Genomic DNA, 19,673 nt, shown 5'->3' on the forward strand with positions numbered 1-19,673 from the left:
CCAACAGCCAACGGCGCCAACACCCTGAGTGAGCAGTTCGCCGTCACCGTGGTCGATGACAACGGCACCACCGCCAACGCCAACCTCGACGTCAACATCGTCGACGACCTGCCAAAAGGCGTAAACGACACCAACGCCGGCACCGCCTCGGAAACCAACCTCACCTTGACCGGCAACGTCCTGACCAACGACGTGCAAGGCGCTGACCGCGTCCCAACCGGCCCCAACGCTGGCCCGATCACCGCCGGCACTTTCACCGGGACTTACGGCACCCTGGTGCTGAACGCCAACGGCACCTACACCTACACCCTCAACACCAACGATGCGGACTTCAAAAACCTGCACGGCAATGGCAACGGCACCGAGACCTTCACCTACACCATCACCGACTCGGACGGCGACGCCAGCACCGCGAACCTCGTACTGCAGATCCACAACAACGACGATCCGGTGATTCTCAACGGCCTGGACGTAAACGGTGGCGAGCTCACTGTTTTCGAGAAAAACCTCAGCAACGGCACTGCGCCGGATGCGACGGCGTTGACTCAGAGCGGCACCTTCACCGTCACCGCCCTCGACGGTCTGCAAACCCTCACCGTCGGCGGTATCGCCGTGGTGACCAATGGTGTAGCCGCAGGCTTCCCGCAATCGGTCGTCACGCCGCTGGGCAGCACGCTGACCATCACCGGTTACAACCCGGCCACGGGCGTGGTGAGTTACAGCTACACCCTGGTGGATCACGAAACCCACCCGACCGGCAACGGCGCCAACAGCATCACCGAGAACTTCAACGTGGTGGCTACCGATGGCGATGGCAGCACCGCGTCCGGGCAGATCAACGTCAACATCGTCGATGACCTGCCGACCGCCAAGGCCGACACCGGCTCGGTGGTGGAGGGCGGCACGGTCAATATCAGCGTGCTGGGCAACGACGTCACCGGTGCCGATGGCCCGGCGGCGGGCGGTGCGGTGGTGGGCGTGCGGGCTGGCAGCAACACCGCGACCTCGGCCATTGGCGGCCTCAACAGCAACATCAACGGCACCTACGGCTACCTGACCCTGGATGCGGCCGGCAACGCCGTTTATCACAGCAATCCGAACTCGGTGAGTCCAGCGGGCGCCACCGACACCTTCACCTACACCATCCGCGACAGTGACGGTGACGAAAGCACCACCACCATCACCGTCAACGTCGCCGACAGCAAACTCGTGGCCTCGGTCGATCAGGACGTGACCGTCTACGAAAAAGCCCTCGACCTGACCAAGGACGGGCAAGACCTGGCCCCCGGAACGGTCACCGGCAGCGATCCGACCAACACCGGCGAAACCGCCACCGGCACGCTGGTCGGCGCGGTCACCGGCGGCAGCGGCGCTATCACTTACACCCTGGTCGGTAGCGCCACCGGCACCTACGGACAGATCCTGCTCAACCCCGACGGCACGTACACCTACACCCTGACCTCGGCGCCGAAAACCACGCCGAACGCCAACGACGGGCCGAACACCCTGAGCGAAAGTTTCACCTACAAGGCCACCGATGCGCTGGGCAACAGCACCACCAGCACCATCGTGGTCAACATCGTCGACGATGTGCCAAAAGCGGTGGCGTCGGATCGGTCGGTGGCGGCGGTGGAGATCGACTCCAACATCCTGATCGTGCTCGACATCTCCGGCAGTATGGCCGACGCCTCCGGTGTGCCGGGCCTGTCGCGGCTGGACCTGGCCAAGCAGGCGATCAGTGCCTTGCTCGACAAGTACGATGATCTGGGCGATGTGAAAGTGCAGCTCGTCACCTTCAGCAGCAACGCCACCGACCGCACGACGGTGTGGGTCGATGTGGCGACGGCCAAGACCCTGCTCGCCGGCCTCAGCGCCGGTGGCGGCACCAACTACGATGCGGCCGTGGCGACCATGCAGACCGCGTTCAACACCTCGGGCAAACTCACCGGGGCGCAGAACGTCGGCTACTTCTTCTCCGACGGCAAACCCACCACCGGCCAGGAAATCGGCACCGCCGACGAGACCGCGCTGAAAAACTTCCTCGATGCCAACAACATCAAGAACTATGCGATCGGCCTGGGCAACGGCGTCAGCAACGCCAACCTCGATCCACTGGCTTACGACGGCATCAGCCACACCAACACCAATGCGGTGGTGGTCACCGACCTCAATCAACTCAACTCGGTGCTGTCCGGCACCGTGGTCGGCGCGCCGGTCACCGGTTCGCTGCTGGGTGACAGTGGTTCGTTCGGCGCCGATGGCGGTTTCATCAAATCCATCGTGGTGGACGGCACCACCTACACCTACGACCCGAAAGCCAACAGCGGCCAGGGTTCGCTGACCGCCAGCGGCGGCACCAACCACGGCACCTTCGACACGGTGAACAACACCCTGAGCATCGCCACCAACAACAGCGGCACCCTGGTGATCAACCTCGACACCGGCGACTACAGCTACACCTCGCAAAAAACCACCACGACGGTGATCACCGAGAACATCGGCTTTACCCTCAGCGACAACGATGGCGACCTCGCCAGCTCGACGCTGACGGTGAAAGTGATCCCCAACTCGCCTCCGGTGGCGGTGGACGACCACATCATCACCAACGTGCTGTCGAGCAATGTCGTGGTTCCGGGCGAGTTGCTGCTGGCCAACGACACCGATCCGGACAACGATACACTCAACGCTTCGCCAACCACCTTCAACACCGGTTGGGTCGCCAAGGGGGCGGACTTCACCGGCAGCGGCGCGATCAGCTTCACCGGCACCAGCAACACCGCCGCCAACCAGAACCTGGCGGATGTACGCAATTCCTTCGCAGCCAATACGGCGGCCATGACGGCGGTGCTGGTGGTCAGCGGCTACCTCGGCGCGGTGACCAACGCCAATGCCAACGATGAAGACCTCATCACCGTCAAACTGAAACAAGGCGAGACCCTCAACCTCGACCACAACCTGGCGGCCGGCCACATCACCATGGAGTACTCGGTGAACGGCGGGGCGTTCGTCAGCATCGCCGATGGCGGCACCATCACCGCCAGCGCCGATGGCACGTACCAGATCCACGTGACCAACATCACCAACACCAGCGGCAGCAACACCAATGCTGCGGAAAACTATCAACTGACCATGACGGTCAACTACGCCGGGGCCCACGACATCACCCCGGATTTCCACGGCACCTACACCGCCAACGACAACCACGGCGGCAACGACACCGCCAACGTGACCATCAGCTATCAGGACGGCCACACCCTTACCGGGACTTCCGGCGATGACGTGCTGGTGGCGGGCAGCGGCGACAACATCCTCAACGGTGGCGACGGCAACGATGTGCTCACCGCAGGCTCCGGGAATAACGAACTGCACGGCGGCGCCGGCAACGACTTGCTCTACAGCGGGCCGGGCAACGACATCCTCGATGGCGGCACCGGAATCGACACGGTCAGCTACGCACACGCGACGGCCGGGGTGACGGTCAACCTGAGCCTGCTCGGTGCGCAGAACACCCTCGGCGCTGGCATCGATACCATCAGCAACGTCGAAAACCTTGTCGGCTCGAACTTCAACGACACCCTGACCGGCGACAACAACAGCAACGTGATCAACGGCGGCCTGGGCAACGACATCCTCAACGGCGGCGGAGGCGATGACCTGCTGATCGGCGGGATGGGCAACAACACCCTGACCGGCGGGCCGGGCGCCGACACCTTCCAGTGGCTCAAGGGCAACAGCGGCCACGACACCGTCACCGACTTCACCCCCGGCACCGACAAGCTGGATCTGTCGCAACTGCTGCAAGGTGAAAACGGCACGTCGGCGTCACTGGATGACTACCTGCACTTCACCGTCACCGGCAGCGGCGCTTCGGTGGTCACCAGCATCGATGTCAGCGCCATGGCCGGCGCCACGCCGAACCAGACCATCGACCTGGCGGGCGTCAACCTCGCCAGCCACTATGGCGTGACACCGGGCGCGGGTGGGTTGATCGCCAGCGGGCATGACACGGCGACGATCATCAACGGGATGCTGAATGATCATTCGTTGAAGGTGGATACGGTGTAAGCCAGGGCTGAAACGACAAAACCCGCCGTCCCGATCAACCGGGGCGGCGGTTTTTTTGCGCGTTGATCGTTCCCACGCAGAGCGTGGGAACGATCAGTCGGCGATCAAGCCACAGCAGGCGCCTCAGCCTTCAACTCCAGATTATCCAGCACCCGATTCACCGCCAGCTCACCCAGCATGATCAACTGCGCAATCCCCAGCAGCACATGCCGTTGCGACCCATCCACCAGCCCGGCGAAGTCATTGGCCATGGTCTTGGCCGAAGTCAGGGTTTCACAGGCGTCGGCCAGCAGTTCTTCGCTGTCGATACCGGGGGCGATGAGGTAACGGGAGTTGGGTTTGAGCAGCGGCTTTCTGGGGAGGAGGGGATTGAGGTAGTGATCGAGCGCGCGCTCGGCGGCTTCGTGGAATTTTTTTGAATCGAGGGTTTCGTAGGGCGAGGTGGTGTCGGTTTCGGGTGGGTTCGGCGTTGGTTTGATCATGGGTAAAGCCTCTAGAGTAGTGGAGGCGCCACGCTTCGCTGCTAAACGAAAGAGGTGGCGGCCGTACGCGGGTTAGCAGACCAGGACTCTAGAACCCGGCGCACCGAAGTGCCCCACGCAAAGCCGCCATAACGTGAACGTTCAGGTGTGAACCTGATCACGAACGAACGGCATTGTGCGTCTAGAGTAGATCCGGGCTGCTAAACCCGATCGCTGCTTTTCAGCGACCGCCAAACAATAGAACCCGCCCCCAAGGCGCACAAGCCGGCGGATTCTGGCGGATGCGTAGGCAAAGGCGCAAGGTCGCGTGGCTTTGCGGACATAACATTCAACACTCTTCAACGAGGGTTTCCGAATGCGCGGAATCGACAAAATACGCGCTCCCGGTTGACCGGAAGCGCGGGTTTTCGTGTGGGGACTGTTAAATAAATGCGTCCCCATTTCTCTTTTCTTTATTCAGACCTCAAACCAGAGGTGATCCAAAAGGAAACCGTCATTTATTGAGAGGATCTGAATTGATGTAATTTCAGGAAAAGAACCTTCAAAGTACGTGATTTGTGAGCTGTGCGAAAGTGGTTTTTGTCCTAGTAGTCCGCCAGTACCATAGAATAAAACCACCGTATTTGCATCGTTTACTCCGTAGTGCCAAAAACTCAATTTATTGATTTTTAAATTAAATAGAATGCTTACGTTGTTTTGAGTTGTTGGATCCTTTGGCACAATGTTTAAGATATTTCCACTCATTTTTCCAGGTTGAGGTGGCGGAGGAAGACTTGTTTTGCTCAGGTCAACTATTTTTATGGTCGCGTTCCCGGATAGTAAGAGGATGGTCAATAAGTTAGTTTTTATGTGTTGGCCGAATTCAATAGATTGTTCCGGTTCAGAATCGAAGTCTTCAAAGTTTATGTTGCCTACTGTCAATGACCATTGATCAGAAGGTAACGAACTGGAGTTTGGACGTAAACCGAAGGTGTGCATCCCTTCAGACAGCCCCTCCACGCGCATAAAGAACCGACCACTGTCGTTGTACTCGGCATTGGCTGGGCTTAGAACTTTAAGGGTGCCGTTATGTGTGTCGGTTATTTGCAATGGAGTTTTCGGCGGTCCGTCGGCACCGATTTCAATGTCTCTGGATAACGTGGTGTCAGGGGGCTTCAGAGGCTTCCCGCTGGGATGTTCGGTAGCATAGGAGAAATACGGATTCTGCATTTTTGGCCTTTTCTTCATGGCAAACGCTCCTTCGTGGGTTCAGCCATGTCTGCCGGAGCAGCAGCGGGCATGTCCCATGAAGCGCCATCAGTAGAACGTTACACACCTGTCAACTCTGACAGTCCCGACAACCGGTCAAGACTTGTGCAACGTCTTCTGCCGCAAGATATAAACCGTCACCAGCACCGCACTGGTCAGCATGAACCCCCGCGCCCAAGGCAGCGGCACGAGGTAGCACGAAAACAGAATGCTCGCCCACATCAGCCCGATCGCATGGACCTTGCCTTGAAACGACAAAACCCGCCATCCCGGTTATACGGGACGGCGGGTTTTTCATGTCTGGTGAAACTGTGGCGAGGGAGCTTGCTCCCGCTGGGTTGCGAAGCAGCCCCCAAAAGCATTGCGAGCGCTTCGCACTCGAGCGGGAGCAAGCTCCCTCGCCACAATCGCTCACTTGCCTAGAGGTTTGCGTCAGCCTTCACTTCCAGATTATCCAGCACCCGATTCACCGCCAGCTCACCCAGCATGATCAACTGCGCAATCCCCAACAGCACATGCCGCTGCGGCGCATCGAGCATCCCGGCGAAATCGCTGGCCATGGTTTTGGCCGAGGTCAGGGTTTCGCAGGTGTCGGCCAGCAGCTCTTCACTCGGGATGCCGGGGGCGATGAGGTAGCGGGTGTTGGGTTTGAGCAGCGGTTTTCTGGGGTGGAACGGATTGAGGTAGTGATCGAGGGCGCGTTCGGCGGCCTCGTGGAATTTCTTTGAATCGAGGGTTCCGTAGGGCGAAGTCGAATCGACTTCCGGCGGGTTTGGCGTGGGTTTGATCATGGCGAATCTCCGTGATTGGACTGAGCCGCCACGACTCATCGCTAAACAAGTAAAGGTGGCGGCTGTACGCAGGTTAGCGATCCGGGTCACAGAAACCCCGGGTAGACCCGAAGGTCTCCCACGCACAGCCACCATTACGCCAAGTGCAGAGAAGAGACTGCAATCGGGATTGGGCGTTGTTGCGTCTGTCTGGAGCCGGATCGCTAAACCCGATCGCTGTTTTTCAGCGACCGCCAAACAATAGAACCCGCCCCCAAGGCGCACAAGCCGGCGGATTCTGGCGGATGCGTAGGCAAAGGCGCAAGGTGATGTGGCTTTGCGGACATAGCATTCAGCACTATTCAACAAATGTTACCGAAGGCGCGGAAACGACAAAACCCGCCTTCCCGATCGAACAGGAGGGCGGGTTTATCAGGGTTGGTGCTGGTAAATAAATGCGTCCCCTTTTATTGGTAAATAAATGCGTCCCCTTTTATTTTCTTTTATTTCTGGTAAATAAGTACCTCCCCTTTTCTCTTTTAATGGGCATCCCCTTTTTGCATTAGCTCCACTCAATGTTGTCTATGTGAGCAGCATATCCTACAACATCAAAATATGATGCGCGAGAGCTTGTTGAAGCCTCAAATGTATATGTACCTATAGGGGTGCGTATGTATTGTTCATCTAACTTATTCCCTGATGAGTCATAAACAGTAATTAACAGGTAGCCATCGTGTATGTTGAAAAACGGAAAGTGAATTTTACTTGCGGTATTGGGTAGTCTGAATCTACAAGTGCTTGTGCCCATGTATAAGTACTTTCCTTCCATGTTGGGTAATGGTTGTGATTTGACGGTGAATATCCCTGTTAAATTACTACCTAATATTGTCGTGGTGATTATGAGTCCACTCCTGCACGTGAGTGGTACATTGAGTCTGAGTAATTGGTCGGCCTCGTTACTGAAATTCTCTCTTCTGATCACCTGCTCAATGACACTCAGCGTGCGCACGTTTGAATATATCGGATTCGAAGGGTACAGCGACTTGGCATACAACCGATGAGCACCTGGCTCGACAGAAATCGAGAGTTCCCAATCACCACTGGCACTGACGGTCGCTTTGCCCTTGGGCACTGCACTTGCGCCGCTGTCGTCTAATACTTCGACCTGCTGGCCAGGACTTGCCTTGCCTTTAAGTGTCAACTGAGTGCTGGCAGTGCTTGTACCTTCTGGAACCTCCACATTGTTGGCGTCCAGCACGTTAATCAAGGTCGGGACAATCAACGTCGTGCCCACAAGCAATGTTCTCGGCGGGGTCGACACTGGACCCGAATCATAGTTGCCTTCGATCGTGTAACTACGTAGCCCCGCTGCTTGAGTACCGGTGTTATAGGCCCAGTCGCCATTTCTATCCACGGCGATCAGCCCCGGTTGCCTGACCCGGTCGATACGTAGATAAATGGTAGAGTTCGGCTTGGCTTTTCCACTCATCGCAAACAACGTTTCGGGAGTGGTGGCGCCTTCAGGAATCTCTACTCCGCTGATCAAACCTTTGAGCGACTTAATCGTCAGCGTCACGGCTGCACCCACGGTCAATATAAAAACATCGGTCTCAGGCAAACTGGCATTTCCCCGCAATTCAAAACGATGCAGTCCCTGAACCAGATTCACCAGTTGCTGGATGAATGCGCTGCTTGGATTGAACACTCCACTAGCCACTACCGCGCCGTTATCCGTAATCACAAATGGAGCACCCGCCGGCCCGCTTCCGCCAAACTCGACACCCGTGGAGGGGGTCGTGTCGCCAGGACTCAACGGGGATCCGCCGGGATACGTCGTGCAATAGCTAAAGAAAGGATTTTGAGTGCTCATGGGGAACGCTCCTTCGCAGGTTCAGCCGTTTTTGCCGGAATGGCAGCGGGCATGCACTATGAAGCGCCATCAAACGAACCTTACACACCTGTCAACTCTGACAGTCCCGACAACCGGTCAAGACTTGTGCAACGTCTTCTGCCGCAAGATATAAACCGTCACCAACACCGCACTGGTCAGCATGAACCCACGCGCCCACGGCAGCGGCACCAGATAGCACGAGAACAGAATGCTCACCCACATCAGCCCGATCGCGTAGACCTTGCCCTTGAGCGGTATGCCGTTGCCGTCGAGGTAATCGCGGATCCATGGCCCGAGCCGGGGATGCTCGACCAGCCATTGATAGAAACGCGGAGAGCTGCGGGCGAAGCAGGCGGCCGCCAGCAGAAGGAAGGGAGTGGTGGGGAGAACAGGCAGGAATATCCCGATCACCCCCAATGCCACGCTGAGCCAGCCGATGGCCAGCAGGATGTAGCGCAACATCAGGGGGCGGTTGCCTATGGGGTTGTCCATAGGCCGGAGCTTAGTGGTGACGTGGCTTGAGGATCGCCGGTTTTTCGTCGGGTGCCTGGCACAGCAGGTACAGCGCGGTCAGGGCTTCCGGGATCTGCACGATCATGTCGTCCATCAGGTTGGCGTCCTTGGCGATGTCTTCGAACTCGGGCTGTTCGTCGAACAGACCCGAACCGACCATGATCGGCAGGAGCATTTCGCTGACTTCTTCTTCGGCGGTTTCGAACCAGGCCGCTTCGCGCAGGAACACGCCTTCCATGAAGCCGATGCACCAGCCGCGCAGTTCGGAATCGTCCGGCTCGTCGCCCAGGTCCAGCTCGCATGGCAGCTCGAATTCTTCATCGGAGGCCAGTTGGCGGGCGATGTGGGCTTTCAGGCCGATCAGCGTGGCTTCGATCTCTTCGCGCTGGGCTTCGCTGCTGTAGTGCGGCTCTTCGGCGAACAGGGCGTCGATCCACTCACGATCCGGCACCACGTCGGCGCAGATCGACAGCGCGGTCAGGTAACCGTGAGCGGCCACGTAGTCCAGCGCCTCTTCATGCAGCTCGTCGGCGTCGAGGAAGACTTGCAGGCGGGTTAGTTGCTCGGCGAAGGACATTAAAGGGCTACCTTGGGGGAATAAACAATGCGGGAATTCTAGGCCTTCTTGAGCCCTCAAGCCAGCCGCACGGCAGATTTGCGCCCACAAGCTTCTTATCGGCGGTGCCCTTTGCCGGGGAGGGCTCGGGTATACTGCCGCGCTTTGCGATCCCTGCCGGTGTCGCGGCTGAAACTGTACGGCGTCAAGCAATGCGCCCTTACGTTTTGTTTAAAGCAGCCTCGGCTGTCTTGAACCAGCCTGTGCAGGGATGCTTCGGTGGATTTTTGGAGTTTTTATGCTCGAACAGGCTCAACGCGTCCTCAAGGACATCTTCGGCTACGACAGTTTCCGTGGCCGTCAGGGTGCAATCATTGAGCGCGTGGCCAGTGGCGGCGATGCCCTTGTCCTGATGCCGACCGGCGGCGGCAAGTCCCTGTGCTTCCAGGTGCCGGCGCTGCTGCGCGACGGCCTGGCGGTGGTGGTGTCGCCGCTGATCGCGCTGATGGACGATCAGGTCGCCACCCTCGAAGAGCTGGGTGTGGCTGCTGCCGCGTTGAACTCCACGTTGAGCGCCGAACAGCAGCGCGACCTCGCCAACCGGATCAAGCGCGGCGAAGTGAAAATGCTCTATCTGGCGCCCGAGCGTCTGGTGCAGCCGCGGATGCTGTCGTTCCTGCAAGGCTTGAACATCGCGCTGTTCGCCATCGATGAAGCGCACTGCGTGTCGCAATGGGGCCACGACTTCCGCCCGGAATACCTGCAACTGGGGCAGTTGGCGGAAATGTTCCCCGACGTGCCGCGCATCGCCCTGACCGCCACCGCCGACAAGCGCACCCGCGAAGAAATCGTCACTCGCCTGCATTTGCAGAACGCCGAGCGTTTTCTGTCGAGCTTCGACCGGCCGAACATCTTCTACCGCATCGTGCCCAAGGAGCAGCCGCGCAAGCAGTTGCTGGCGTTCCTTGCCGAGCGGCGCAGCGATGCCGGTATCGTCTACTGCCTGTCGCGCAAGAAGGTGGAGGAGGTGGCCGCGTTTCTCACCGAGCAGGGCTTCCCGGCGCTGCCGTATCACGCCGGTCTGCCCAACGATCTGCGCGCCTATCACCAGAAACGCTTCCTCAACGAGGAAGGCCTGATCATGGTCGCCACCGTGGCGTTCGGCATGGGCATCGACAAACCCAACGTGCGTTTCGTCGCTCACCTCGACCTGCCGAAATCCCTTGAGGCGTATTACCAGGAAACCGGACGCGGCGGCCGTGACGGTCTGCCGGCGGACGCGTGGATGGCCTACGGTCTGCAAGACGTGGTGATGCTCAAGCAGATGCTGCAGAACTCCGAAGGCGACGAGCGCCACAAGCGTCTGGAGCAGCACAAGCTCGACGCCATGCTCTCGCTCTGCGAAGAAACCCGCTGCCGTCGTCAGGCGTTGCTGGCGTATTTCGACGAAGACATGCCCGAGCCATGCGGGCACTGCGACAACTGCACCGACGGCGTGCAGACCTGGGACGCCACCGAGCCTGCACGTCAGGCGCTGTCGGCGATCTATCGCACTGGCCAGCGTTACGGTGTCGGCCATCTGGTGGACGTGCTGCTGGGCAAGGACAACGAAAAGGTCCGCAGTTTCGGCCATCAGCACCTGTCGGTGTACGGCGTGGGCAAGGCGCTTAGCGAGAGCGAATGGCGCTCGCTGTTTCGCCAATTGGTTGCTCGCGGCCTGGCGGATGTCGATCACGAAGGCTACGGCGGGCTGCGTCTTAGCGACACTTGCCGGCCGCTGCTCAAGGGGGAAGTGAGCCTGGAGCTGCGCCGCGACCTCAAGCCGCAAGTCACCGCCAAGAGCGGCAGCAAGAGCCCGGCCAGTCAACTGGTGCGCTTTGAGGAACGCGAACAGTGGGAAGCGCTGCGTGCCCTGCGCCGCAAACTGGCGGAAGAACACGGCGTGCCGCCGTACGTCATCTTCCCCGATTCGACCCTGCTGGAAATGCTCCGCAGCCAGCCGACCTCGCTGGCGGAAATGGCCCAGGTCAGCGGCGTCGGCGCACGCAAGCTGGAGCGCTACGGCGAGGCCTTCCTCGAAGTGCTCGGCGGCGAGGCCGAAACGCCGAAGGTGGTGGCCGACGTACGCCACGAATTGATTACCCTGGCCCGTGCCGGCATGACGCCGCTGCAGATTTCCGGTCAGTTGCAGTGCTCGGAAAAGAACGTCTACACCATGCTTGCCGAAGCCATCGGCAAGCAGCAACTGTCGCTGGAACAGGCGCTGGACCTGCCGGAAGACCTGATGGGCGAAGTCCAGGATGCATTCCTCGACGGCGAGGGCGAGTTGCCGTCGGTCGCTGAAGTGGCGGAGCTGTTTGCCGGCCGCGTACCGGAAGGCGTGCTGTATTGCGTAAGGGCTGCGCTGCAATCTGAATTCGAGATGTGAGCCTGGGCTTACACAAACCGTTGTACAGATGTAACGATTCAGTACAGGGCGGCTCTTGCCTATAGCCAAATGTCATGCTTAGCTGACTAATAATTAGTTTTTCTCTATTTCTTCAGTCTAACCATGAGTGTTTTATGCCGTTAACCGATCAACACCGCTTTGGCATGCAACTGGCCCAGATGTCCCGTGGCTGGCGTGCCGAACTGGATCGCCGGCTGGCCGGCCTGGGTTTGTCCCAGGCGCGCTGGCTGGTGCTGCTGCATCTGGCGCGCTTCGAAGAAGCCCCGACCCAACGGGAGCTGGCGCAAAGCGTTGGCGTCGAAGGGCCGACCCTTGCCCGTCTGCTCGACAGCCTGGAAAGCCAGGGCCTGGTGCAACGCCAGTCCGTGATGGAAGACCGGCGGGCGAAAAAAATCGTGTTGTGCGCTCCGGCCCTGCCGTTGATCGAACAGATCGAGACCATCGCCACGCAACTGCGTCACGAATTGTTCGAAGGCGTCGACGAGGCGGATTTGAAGGTGTGCATGCGGGTTCATGGGCACATTCTGGCCAACCTGGAAAAGTCTTGAGGCACAACCGCGTGCCGTTTTTTTGAGAGATCGCGCTGGGCAGACTATAAGAACTACTGGGCAATATCGTGTTCGTACCGGATGTGCGAACCCATAGAAGTCGGTTTTGCTTATTTAAGGGATGCTCATGTTCGACAGTCGGCACGTGGTACTGCGTTGCGCCAACTCACTGCTGGTGGCCGGTGTTCTCACCTGGTCCACGGCGTCACTGGCGCTGGGGCTCGGTGACATCACCGTGCACTCGGCCCTCAATCAGCCGCTAAAGGCCGACATCGCGCTGGTGGATGTCGCCGGGCTCAGCGAAAGCGAGCTCTCGGTCCGTCTGGCCACGGCGGACGAATTCGGCCGTGCCGGGGTCGAGCGGGTGTTCTTCCTCAATGACCTCAAGTTCACCCCGATCCTGCGTGGCAATCGCAACCTGATCCGGGTGACCTCCAGCAAACCGGTCAACGAACCCTTTCTGAATTTCCTTGTGCAGCTCAATCAGCCCAACGGCCACCTGCTGCGCGAATACACGGTGCTGATTGATCCGCCGGGTTCGCCGGGCATCGTGCCGGCCACCGACGAGCCCGACGTCCGCGCGCAATCGTCGGAGTTTCCAACGCCTGAGGCACCTGCTGCCGGCACCCAAAGCAAGCCTGCTGCGCCACCCGCCGCGCCAGTGCCGCAAACGGCTGCGACCAACGACGCGCAAGCCGAGCAGTTGGCTGCCAGCGTGCTGCAGAACCAGCAACTGCAGAAAACCATCGATGAGCTGAACGTGAAGCTTCAGGCGCAGGAAATCCTGATCGCCGACGGCAAGAAACAGCTGGGTGATTTGCAGGCCCGTCTGGCGGAAGTGCAACAGGCGCCGCCGGCTCCGGTAGCACCTGTGCAAGCCCCGGCTCCGGTTGCTGCACCGGTAGAGTCGCAGGAAGACTCCGTCAGCTGGCCGCTGCTTGGCGGTTTGCTGGTGTTGTTGGGCCTGTTGGGGGCGGTGTTGTATGTACACCGCCGACGCCAGTCTGAAGCGAATCTTGTCGGGCTTGCGGCGGTGGCACCCCAGCGAAGCGAACCCGCGCTCAATGAACCCGAAGTCGTTCGTCAGAACGTGGTTCAGGAGGCCGTCGAGCACCGTGACGAACAGGCCGCAGGCGATGTACTGGAGGCGGTCGGCATTTATCTGGCGTATGGGCGTCTCGGTGAAGCGCTCGGTCTGCTGCGCGAGGCCTTGCAAAAGGAGCCGGAGCGCATCGATCTGGGTGTGCAGATGCTTGAGGTACTGGGGCGCCAGGGCGACCAGTCAGCCTATGACGAACAGGAAAACCACCTGCGTCAGCTCGGTGTCGAGGAACAGCGATTGCTCGATATCCGGGCCCGCTACCCGAAACTGACCAGGACTGAACCTCCGGCTGCGGCGGCTCCGGTCATTGCCGCGCTGCCCGTTGAGCAAGCTGCACCCGCCACACCGTTGGCCGAGGATGATTTCGAGCTGAATCTGGAGCAGCTGTCGATGGATTCCAGCTGGGATCTGGAAGACCGTCGCCCGGCAACAGACACACCTTCGTCGACCCCGTCGGCACTGGGTTCCAGCCTGCAAGTGCTGCCACAGGATTTCGAGCTGCCGCAAACCGCCAACGATGACGCTGAGGCGACGGAGCTGGAGTGGATCGCCGAACCGGATGTGCAGCCGATAGACGATGACTTCCTCAACGAATTTGGCGATCCCGGTCAGTCGCTGAAACTGGAGCCACTGGATCTGCAATTACCGGAAGCCGAGCCGGGCCCGACCGAGGCGGCCAACGCCGGAAAGCTCGAGCAGGCCCAGACCTGCATCGACGACGGCGACCTCGACAGTGCGATCGCCTTGCTCAATGAGCTGTTGAAGGAAGGCGATGAGCCTCTCAGGCAAACGGCCCGAACCCTGTTGGCCGGGATTCGCTGATCCGGGTCAGAAGGTCTGCCCCAGATTCAGGTAAACCGCCTGTTCGTTGGCATCGTTCAGGCCATAGCTGAAGTTCAGCGGCCCCAGCGGTGTGTCGAAACCGATGAATACGCTGGCGGCATTGATGTAGCCGCTGTCGAACTCGTTGTCGTTGTTCCAGGCCCGGCCGCGCTCCAGCGAGCCGCCGGCATACAGCGGGAAATCCAGCGGCAGATAAGCGCGCGGCGTCAGACGGCGGTAATACACCGCCCGCATCAGGCTGACGTTCTGCCCGGAGATGGCATCTTCGCGGAAACCGGACAGTTGTCGGGCGCCGCCCAGCAGGAAGCTCGACGTCACCACATTCGCATCGTCCAGCGTGCGCCCGTAACGACCGCCCAGAATCAGCGTATTCGGGCCGCTGCTCATGGCCTTGTCCAGTTTGAATTCCCACTGCCGGTAGCGCGTGTCGGAACCCAGGCTCGGTTCGAATTGCATCAGGGTCAGGCTGATGTCCTTGCCGTCGTGGGGGAAGTACACATTGTCCAGTGAGTCGAACGAGTACTTCAGCGCATAAAACCCTTCGTTGAAGTGTTCGCTCGGCAGATTCTGATCGCCGATTCGCACATCCGCTTTGCCCCAGGCCTCGCCGACACCAAAGCGGATTTCACCGTTGTTGCCGATCTGGCGGCCGACATTGAGGCCGAGGCCGTAGCGCTCGACGCGATATTGGGCGATCGGGTCGTTGTCGAGCACCGAGTCGACGTTCTGGGCTTCGAACGCTGCATACGGTGCGACGAAGTAGCGCGAGCCAACGTCCAGCGGCTGATAGAACTCGGTGTAGAGCTCCTGCTTGTCGCCGATCTGCGCCCGGGTCAGCCATTCAGCGCCGAGTCGGTTGATGCCGTTCATTCGGTAACTGGCGCCGAGGTTGAAGGCGCTGTCGCCGCGCATGTCGTCCGACAGGTTCAAGCCAACCCGCAAGTAATCGGTGCCGCTGCGCTTGCCCCGGGCGCTGATCACCAGCGTATGTTCCTGGCCCTTGTGCACCACGCGGTATTGCACCTGTTCGAAGTAATCCAGGCCGTACAAGGTGCCCATGTCAGAGTGCAGACGCCCGAGGTCGAGCGGCTCACCGATGGGCTGACGGATGTAGTAACGGATCACGTCGTCGCCGACTTTCGAGTCGTTCTCGACCCTGATCGCGGTGATGATCGGCGTGCGCTGGCCCGGTGCGCGTGCGGCGTTGAGCTCGGCGTCCTGAGACACGGCGGGTTTCAATCGGGCGAGGCGGGCGTCGAGGGCCTTGGCGGCGCGGTAACCGGCATCGATCATTTCCTCGGCACGACCGAAATCGGTGGCGCCGAAACTGGCCAGCGGCGGCTGGATCAGCACGTCATTCGGGTGCAGCGCCGCCAGTTGTTCTTCGGAGTTGCGCCGGGTCATCAGGGTGATCGACTGGTTCAGTACATCGACCACGGTGGTCAGTTGCTTGCGGTTGCGCAGCGGGGTGCCGATGTCGACCACGATGGCCACGTCGACGCCCATTTCCCGGGCCACATCGAGGGGAATGTTATCGGTCATGCCGCCGTCCACCAGCAGCCGGCCATCAAGCTCGACCGGGGCGAACACGGCCGGGATCGACATGCTGGCGCGAATCACCTGGGGCAGGTGGCCTTTGCGAAACACCACTTTTTCGCCGTTGGCGATGTCGGTGGCCACGGCGCGGAACGGGATCGGCAGCTTGTCGAAATCACGGGTGTCGCTGGTGTGGGCCAGCAGGCTTTCCAGCAGCAGCGCGAGGTTCTGCCCTTGAATCACCCCGAGCGGCAGGCCGAGGCTGCCGTCGTCGCGAAAGCTCAGTTTCTGCTTCACCAGAAAATCGCGGTCATCCTGTTTGCGTCGAAACGGTACGTCTTCCCGGGGCGGGGCATCGGACAGGGCCTGCTGCCAGTCGATGCTCAGGGCGAGTTTTTCCAGTTCGTCGATCTTGTAACCCGAGGCGTAGAGGCCACCGACCACTGCACCCATGCTGGTGCCGGCAATCGCATCGATCTTGATGCCTTGCTCTTCCAGCGCCTTGAGCACGCCGATGTGCGCCAGTCCGCGGGCCGCACCGCCGGACAGCACCAGGCCGACTTTCGGTCGCGGCGCTTCACTGGCATGAACGAACAGCGGAAGGAAACCAAGCAAAAGGCAGATCAGCAGACGACGCATTGTGAGTCTCGGGGCAAGCGTTAAAGCCGGCTATTATAGCGGCGCCCTCTGGCTCAGGAGTTTCAACGATCATGACCGCCACAAAACCGGAAATCGTCATCACTTATTGCACGCAGTGCCAGTGGCTGCTGCGCGCCGCGTGGCTGGCGCAGGAGTTGCTCAGTACCTTTGGCGACGACCTTGGCAAAGTGTCACTGGTGCCGGGTACCGGCGGGATCTTTCACATCAGTTGCAACGATGTGCAGATCTGGGAGCGCAAGGCCGACGGTGGTTTCCCCGAGGCCAAGGTGCTCAAGCAGCGAGTCCGCGACCAGATCGACCCTGACCGCGACCTCGGCCATAACGACCGCACTCAATGAGACGCAGCCTCGGCCTCCACCGTTTTTTTGCTGGCGCTGCCTGACATCTGGCTCGACACAACGATGGCGACGATGATCAGCGCGCCGCCGAGCAGCATCCGCAGGGTCGGGTTTTCATCGAACAGCAGCCACGCGACGGTAATGCCGTACACCGGCTCCATGGCGAACACCACCGCCGCAGTTCGCGCCTTGATCACGGCGAGACTGGCGACGAACAGGCTGTGGGCGACGCCGGTACAGAACACACCGAGCAGGGCGATCCACAGCCAGTCGATGGCGCGCACTTCACTCAGTTGCGGCGCCGCCACCGGCAGCAGACACAACGCCACCACCACGTTCTGACACAACGCTGCCTGCACCGCCGGGATGCGTCCGGAACTGGCACGGTTGGTCAGCGACAACAGTGAAAACAGCAGGCCGGAAAGAATCGCCCAGAGCAGCCCGGTGGTGGCGCCGCTGGCCAGGTCGAACGCCGGGGTCACCAGCACCAGGCCGACACTGACCAGCGCCACCAGAATGATTTCGTTGGCACGGATGCGTTCGCGGAAGATCAACCCTTCGAGGATGACCGTGAAGGCCGGAAAACTGGCGAAACCCAGGGTGGCCACCGCGACGCCGGCCACCTTCACGGCAATGAAGAAGCTCACCCAGTGACCGGCCAGCAGCACACCGCTCAGGGCCAGTCGTCGCCAGTCCACGGCTTGCAGTTTTTGCCAGCCGTGCTGGCTGGCGAAACGGGCAAAGAACGCCAGCGCAAGAACGGCAAAGGCGGCCCGTCCAAAGACGATGACCGCTGGCGTTGCGGCGGCGAGTTTGCCGAAGACGCCGGTCAGGCCGAACATCAATGCGCCGATATGCAGGGCGCCAAGGGCAGTACGGGGAGTCATTGCAGTCCTTTTTCCAAACGCCATTTCAGGCACACATTGAAGCGTGTAGCGGCCGAAAAGTCTGTCGGCAGACTATCGACTTTTGTCGTCAGCCTCGCGTCGCAATTGTGTAGGAGAGGTACCGAATTCACGCAGGACGGCGGCCGAGAACGCACTTTGCGATCCATAGCCTACACGGCTGGCCACTTCCCCGATGGCTAGCGTGGTTTCCCGCAACAGCGTGACGGCCTTATGCAGCCGTCGACTGCGAATGTAATCCATGGGTGTCTGCCCGCATTCGGCGACGAACCGCGCATGCAATCGGGCGCTGGATAGTCCGGCGATGCGCGCCAGATCCGCGACTTGCAGCGGATAGGCCGCGTATTGCTCGATGTGCGCATCGAGGGCCGCGTAGGGCAGGCGACGGGCGCAGACCTCGGCAGGTTGCGCGTGATTCAGGCTCGCCAGCAACAGCACCGCGCCCTGTTGCGCAATCAGCGGATCGTCCACCGGGCTGTTCGCCAGCCAATTGACCAGTTGGCCCTGGCCGGCATCCAGCGACAGACGCGCGGCGTTGTCCAGCAGGCGGCGGCTGGCGTCGGCGTGATCGCCCAGTGAGCGTGACAACCATTGATCGTCCGGCACGTCCAGTACCAGGCAACGGCTGCCCTTGGGGCTGCCGCATGCGTGATGCGCGCCGGAGGGAATCACCACGAAGCTCTGCTGCAATACCTGGCTGCCATGCCCTTCGACCTCGAAATCCAGCGCACCCGACAGGCCGAACACCAGTTGGGCGTGGTCGTGACTGTGGACGATCAGGTCGTGGGTGTAATGGCGCAGGGTCAGGATCGGTGGCATGGCGGTCTCCGGGCGAGCTGCCAGTCTACACCGGCGCAGGGGCGACGCGTTTGTCACAAGACTGACGCACGCCTGTCATGGTCGATTAACCGGGCTCGCGCACAGTGGCGAAAACATCGCAGAGGGTTGCCCATGACCAGCGCCGAGCTCGCCAGACCCAGCCGTAAACAAAGGGTTCGCACCTTGTGGATTTCCGACGTGCATCTGGGCACGCGGGATTGCCAGGCCGAGCATCTGTCGCAATTTCTCAAGGGCTATCACGCCGACAAGATCTACCTGGTCGGTGACATCATCGACGGCTGGAAACTGCGCGGCGGCATGTACTGGCCCCAGGCGCACACCAACGTGATCCGCCGCTTGCTGACCATGAGCAAGCGCGGCACCGAGGTGATCTACGTTACCGGCAACCATGACGAATTCCTGCGTCGCTATTCGAAGCTGATCCTGGGCAACATCCAGTTGGTCGACGAAGCGGTGCATGTCACGGCCGATGGCCGGCATTTGCTGGTGATCCACGGCGACCAGTTCGACGTGATCACCCGTTATCACCGCTGGCTGGCGTTCCTTGGCGATTCGGCCTACGAATTCACCCTGACCCTTAATCGCTGGCTCAATCACTGGCGGGCGAAATACGGTTACGGCTATTGGTCGCTGTCGGCCTATCTCAAGCACAAGGTGAAGACCGCGGTGAGCTTCATCAGCGACTTCGAAGAAGCCATCGCTCACGAGTGCGTGAAGCGCGAATTGCACGGCGTGGTCTGCGGGCACATTCACCATGCCGAGATCCGCAAGGTCGGCGAGGTGGATTACCTCAATTGCGGTGACTGGGTGGAGTCGTGCACGGCGCTGATCGAACACTGGGACGGCACGATCGAGCTGTATCGCCTGGCGGATGCGCAGGCGCGGGAGGCCGAACTGAAAGCGGCCAAGGTTGCCGAGCTGGCCTGA

Annotated in this window: 15 protein-coding genes and 1 pseudogene; 6 read left to right on the top strand and 10 right to left on the bottom strand. The window is 60.3% G+C overall.

Annotated features, from left to right (window positions below):
- The coding region (locus tag AC1RR7_RS27385) for a beta strand repeat-containing protein (protein ID WP_493158796.1) at positions 1-4,065 on the top strand (4,065 nt) is incomplete at its 5' end.
- Between the two features lie 104 nt (positions 4,066-4,169).
- Here AC1RR7_RS27385 and AC1RR7_RS27390 read toward each other — a convergent pair.
- The 7 genes and pseudogenes from AC1RR7_RS27390 to AC1RR7_RS27420 all read right to left on the bottom strand — a co-directional run bounded on the left by AC1RR7_RS27390 (position 4,170) and on the right by AC1RR7_RS27420 (position 9,546).
- On the bottom strand, positions 4,170-4,547 hold the full coding sequence (locus AC1RR7_RS27390) for a DUF6124 family protein (RefSeq protein ID WP_493158797.1): 378 nt from the start codon (positions 4,545-4,547) through the stop codon (positions 4,170-4,172).
- Between the two features lie 456 nt (positions 4,548-5,003).
- Complete coding sequence (locus AC1RR7_RS27395) at positions 5,004-5,774, bottom strand: hypothetical protein (protein ID WP_493158798.1); 771 nt, start codon at positions 5,772-5,774, stop codon at positions 5,004-5,006.
- Between the two features lie 117 nt (positions 5,775-5,891).
- Positions 5,892-6,053, bottom strand: a pseudogene (locus AC1RR7_RS27400) (YbaN family protein); the annotation flags it as partial.
- A gap of 161 nt (positions 6,054-6,214) precedes the next feature.
- On the bottom strand, positions 6,215-6,586 hold the full coding sequence (locus AC1RR7_RS27405; protein ID WP_493158799.1) for a DUF6124 family protein: 372 nt from the start codon (positions 6,584-6,586) through the stop codon (positions 6,215-6,217).
- 541 nt (positions 6,587-7,127) lie between these two features.
- Complete coding sequence (locus tag AC1RR7_RS27410; RefSeq protein ID WP_493158800.1) at positions 7,128-8,435, bottom strand: hypothetical protein; 1,308 nt, start codon at positions 8,433-8,435, stop codon at positions 7,128-7,130.
- A gap of 117 nt (positions 8,436-8,552) precedes the next feature.
- Entirely contained in the window at positions 8,553-8,948 is a 396-nt protein-coding gene (locus AC1RR7_RS27415) for a YbaN family protein (protein ID WP_493158801.1), read from the bottom strand.
- A gap of 10 nt (positions 8,949-8,958) precedes the next feature.
- Positions 8,959-9,546: a UPF0149 family protein gene (locus AC1RR7_RS27420; RefSeq protein WP_085710385.1), complete on the bottom strand. Its 588-nt coding sequence runs from the start codon at positions 9,544-9,546 to the stop codon at positions 8,959-8,961.
- Positions 9,547-9,823: 277 nt separating this feature from the next.
- Here AC1RR7_RS27420 and recQ point away from each other — a divergent pair, with 277 nt between their 5' ends.
- The 3 genes from recQ to AC1RR7_RS27435 all read left to right on the top strand — a co-directional run bounded on the left by recQ (position 9,824) and on the right by AC1RR7_RS27435 (position 14,446).
- Positions 9,824-11,953, top strand: coding sequence for a DNA helicase RecQ (gene recQ / locus AC1RR7_RS27425; protein WP_096822239.1), 2,130 nt, complete (start codon positions 9,824-9,826; stop codon positions 11,951-11,953).
- A gap of 134 nt (positions 11,954-12,087) precedes the next feature.
- Positions 12,088-12,522 (top strand): MarR family transcriptional regulator, encoded by a 435-nt coding sequence (locus AC1RR7_RS27430; protein WP_007919713.1) that lies wholly within the window; start codon positions 12,088-12,090, stop codon positions 12,520-12,522.
- A gap of 127 nt (positions 12,523-12,649) precedes the next feature.
- Positions 12,650-14,446: a motility hub landmark protein FimV gene (locus tag AC1RR7_RS27435; protein ID WP_493158802.1), complete on the top strand. Its 1,797-nt coding sequence runs from the start codon at positions 12,650-12,652 to the stop codon at positions 14,444-14,446.
- A gap of 6 nt (positions 14,447-14,452) precedes the next feature.
- Here AC1RR7_RS27435 and AC1RR7_RS27440 read toward each other — a convergent pair whose 3' ends face one another.
- The gene (locus tag AC1RR7_RS27440; RefSeq protein WP_192560070.1) at positions 14,453-16,642 is read right to left on the bottom strand and encodes a patatin-like phospholipase family protein; all 2,190 of its coding nucleotides are present in this window, start codon (positions 16,640-16,642) and stop codon (positions 14,453-14,455) included.
- A gap of 71 nt (positions 16,643-16,713) precedes the next feature.
- On the opposite strand from AC1RR7_RS27440, the gene AC1RR7_RS27445 reads away from it, so the two are divergent.
- Positions 16,714-17,001, top strand: a complete 288-nt coding sequence (locus AC1RR7_RS27445) for an Rdx family protein (RefSeq protein WP_493158803.1) — start codon at positions 16,714-16,716, stop codon at positions 16,999-17,001.
- Here the strand turns inward: AC1RR7_RS27445 and AC1RR7_RS27450 are convergent.
- Positions 16,995-17,888 carry a DMT family transporter gene (locus AC1RR7_RS27450; protein WP_096822236.1) on the bottom strand — a complete coding sequence of 298 codons (894 nt, stop codon included), beginning with the start codon at positions 17,886-17,888 and terminating at the stop codon, positions 16,995-16,997. The genes AC1RR7_RS27445 and AC1RR7_RS27450 overlap by 7 nt on opposite strands.
- A gap of 72 nt (positions 17,889-17,960) precedes the next feature.
- On the bottom strand, positions 17,961-18,725 hold the full coding sequence (locus AC1RR7_RS27455; RefSeq protein ID WP_493158804.1) for a helix-turn-helix transcriptional regulator: 765 nt from the start codon (positions 18,723-18,725) through the stop codon (positions 17,961-17,963).
- 132 nt (positions 18,726-18,857) lie between these two features.
- Here AC1RR7_RS27455 and AC1RR7_RS27460 point away from each other — a divergent pair, with 132 nt between their 5' ends.
- A complete protein-coding gene (locus AC1RR7_RS27460) occupies positions 18,858-19,673 on the top strand; it encodes a UDP-2,3-diacylglucosamine diphosphatase (RefSeq protein WP_007958385.1) in 816 nt (271 codons plus the stop codon).

It is taken from the genome of Pseudomonas sp. GW821-FHT11G12 (genome assembly GCF_058808055.1).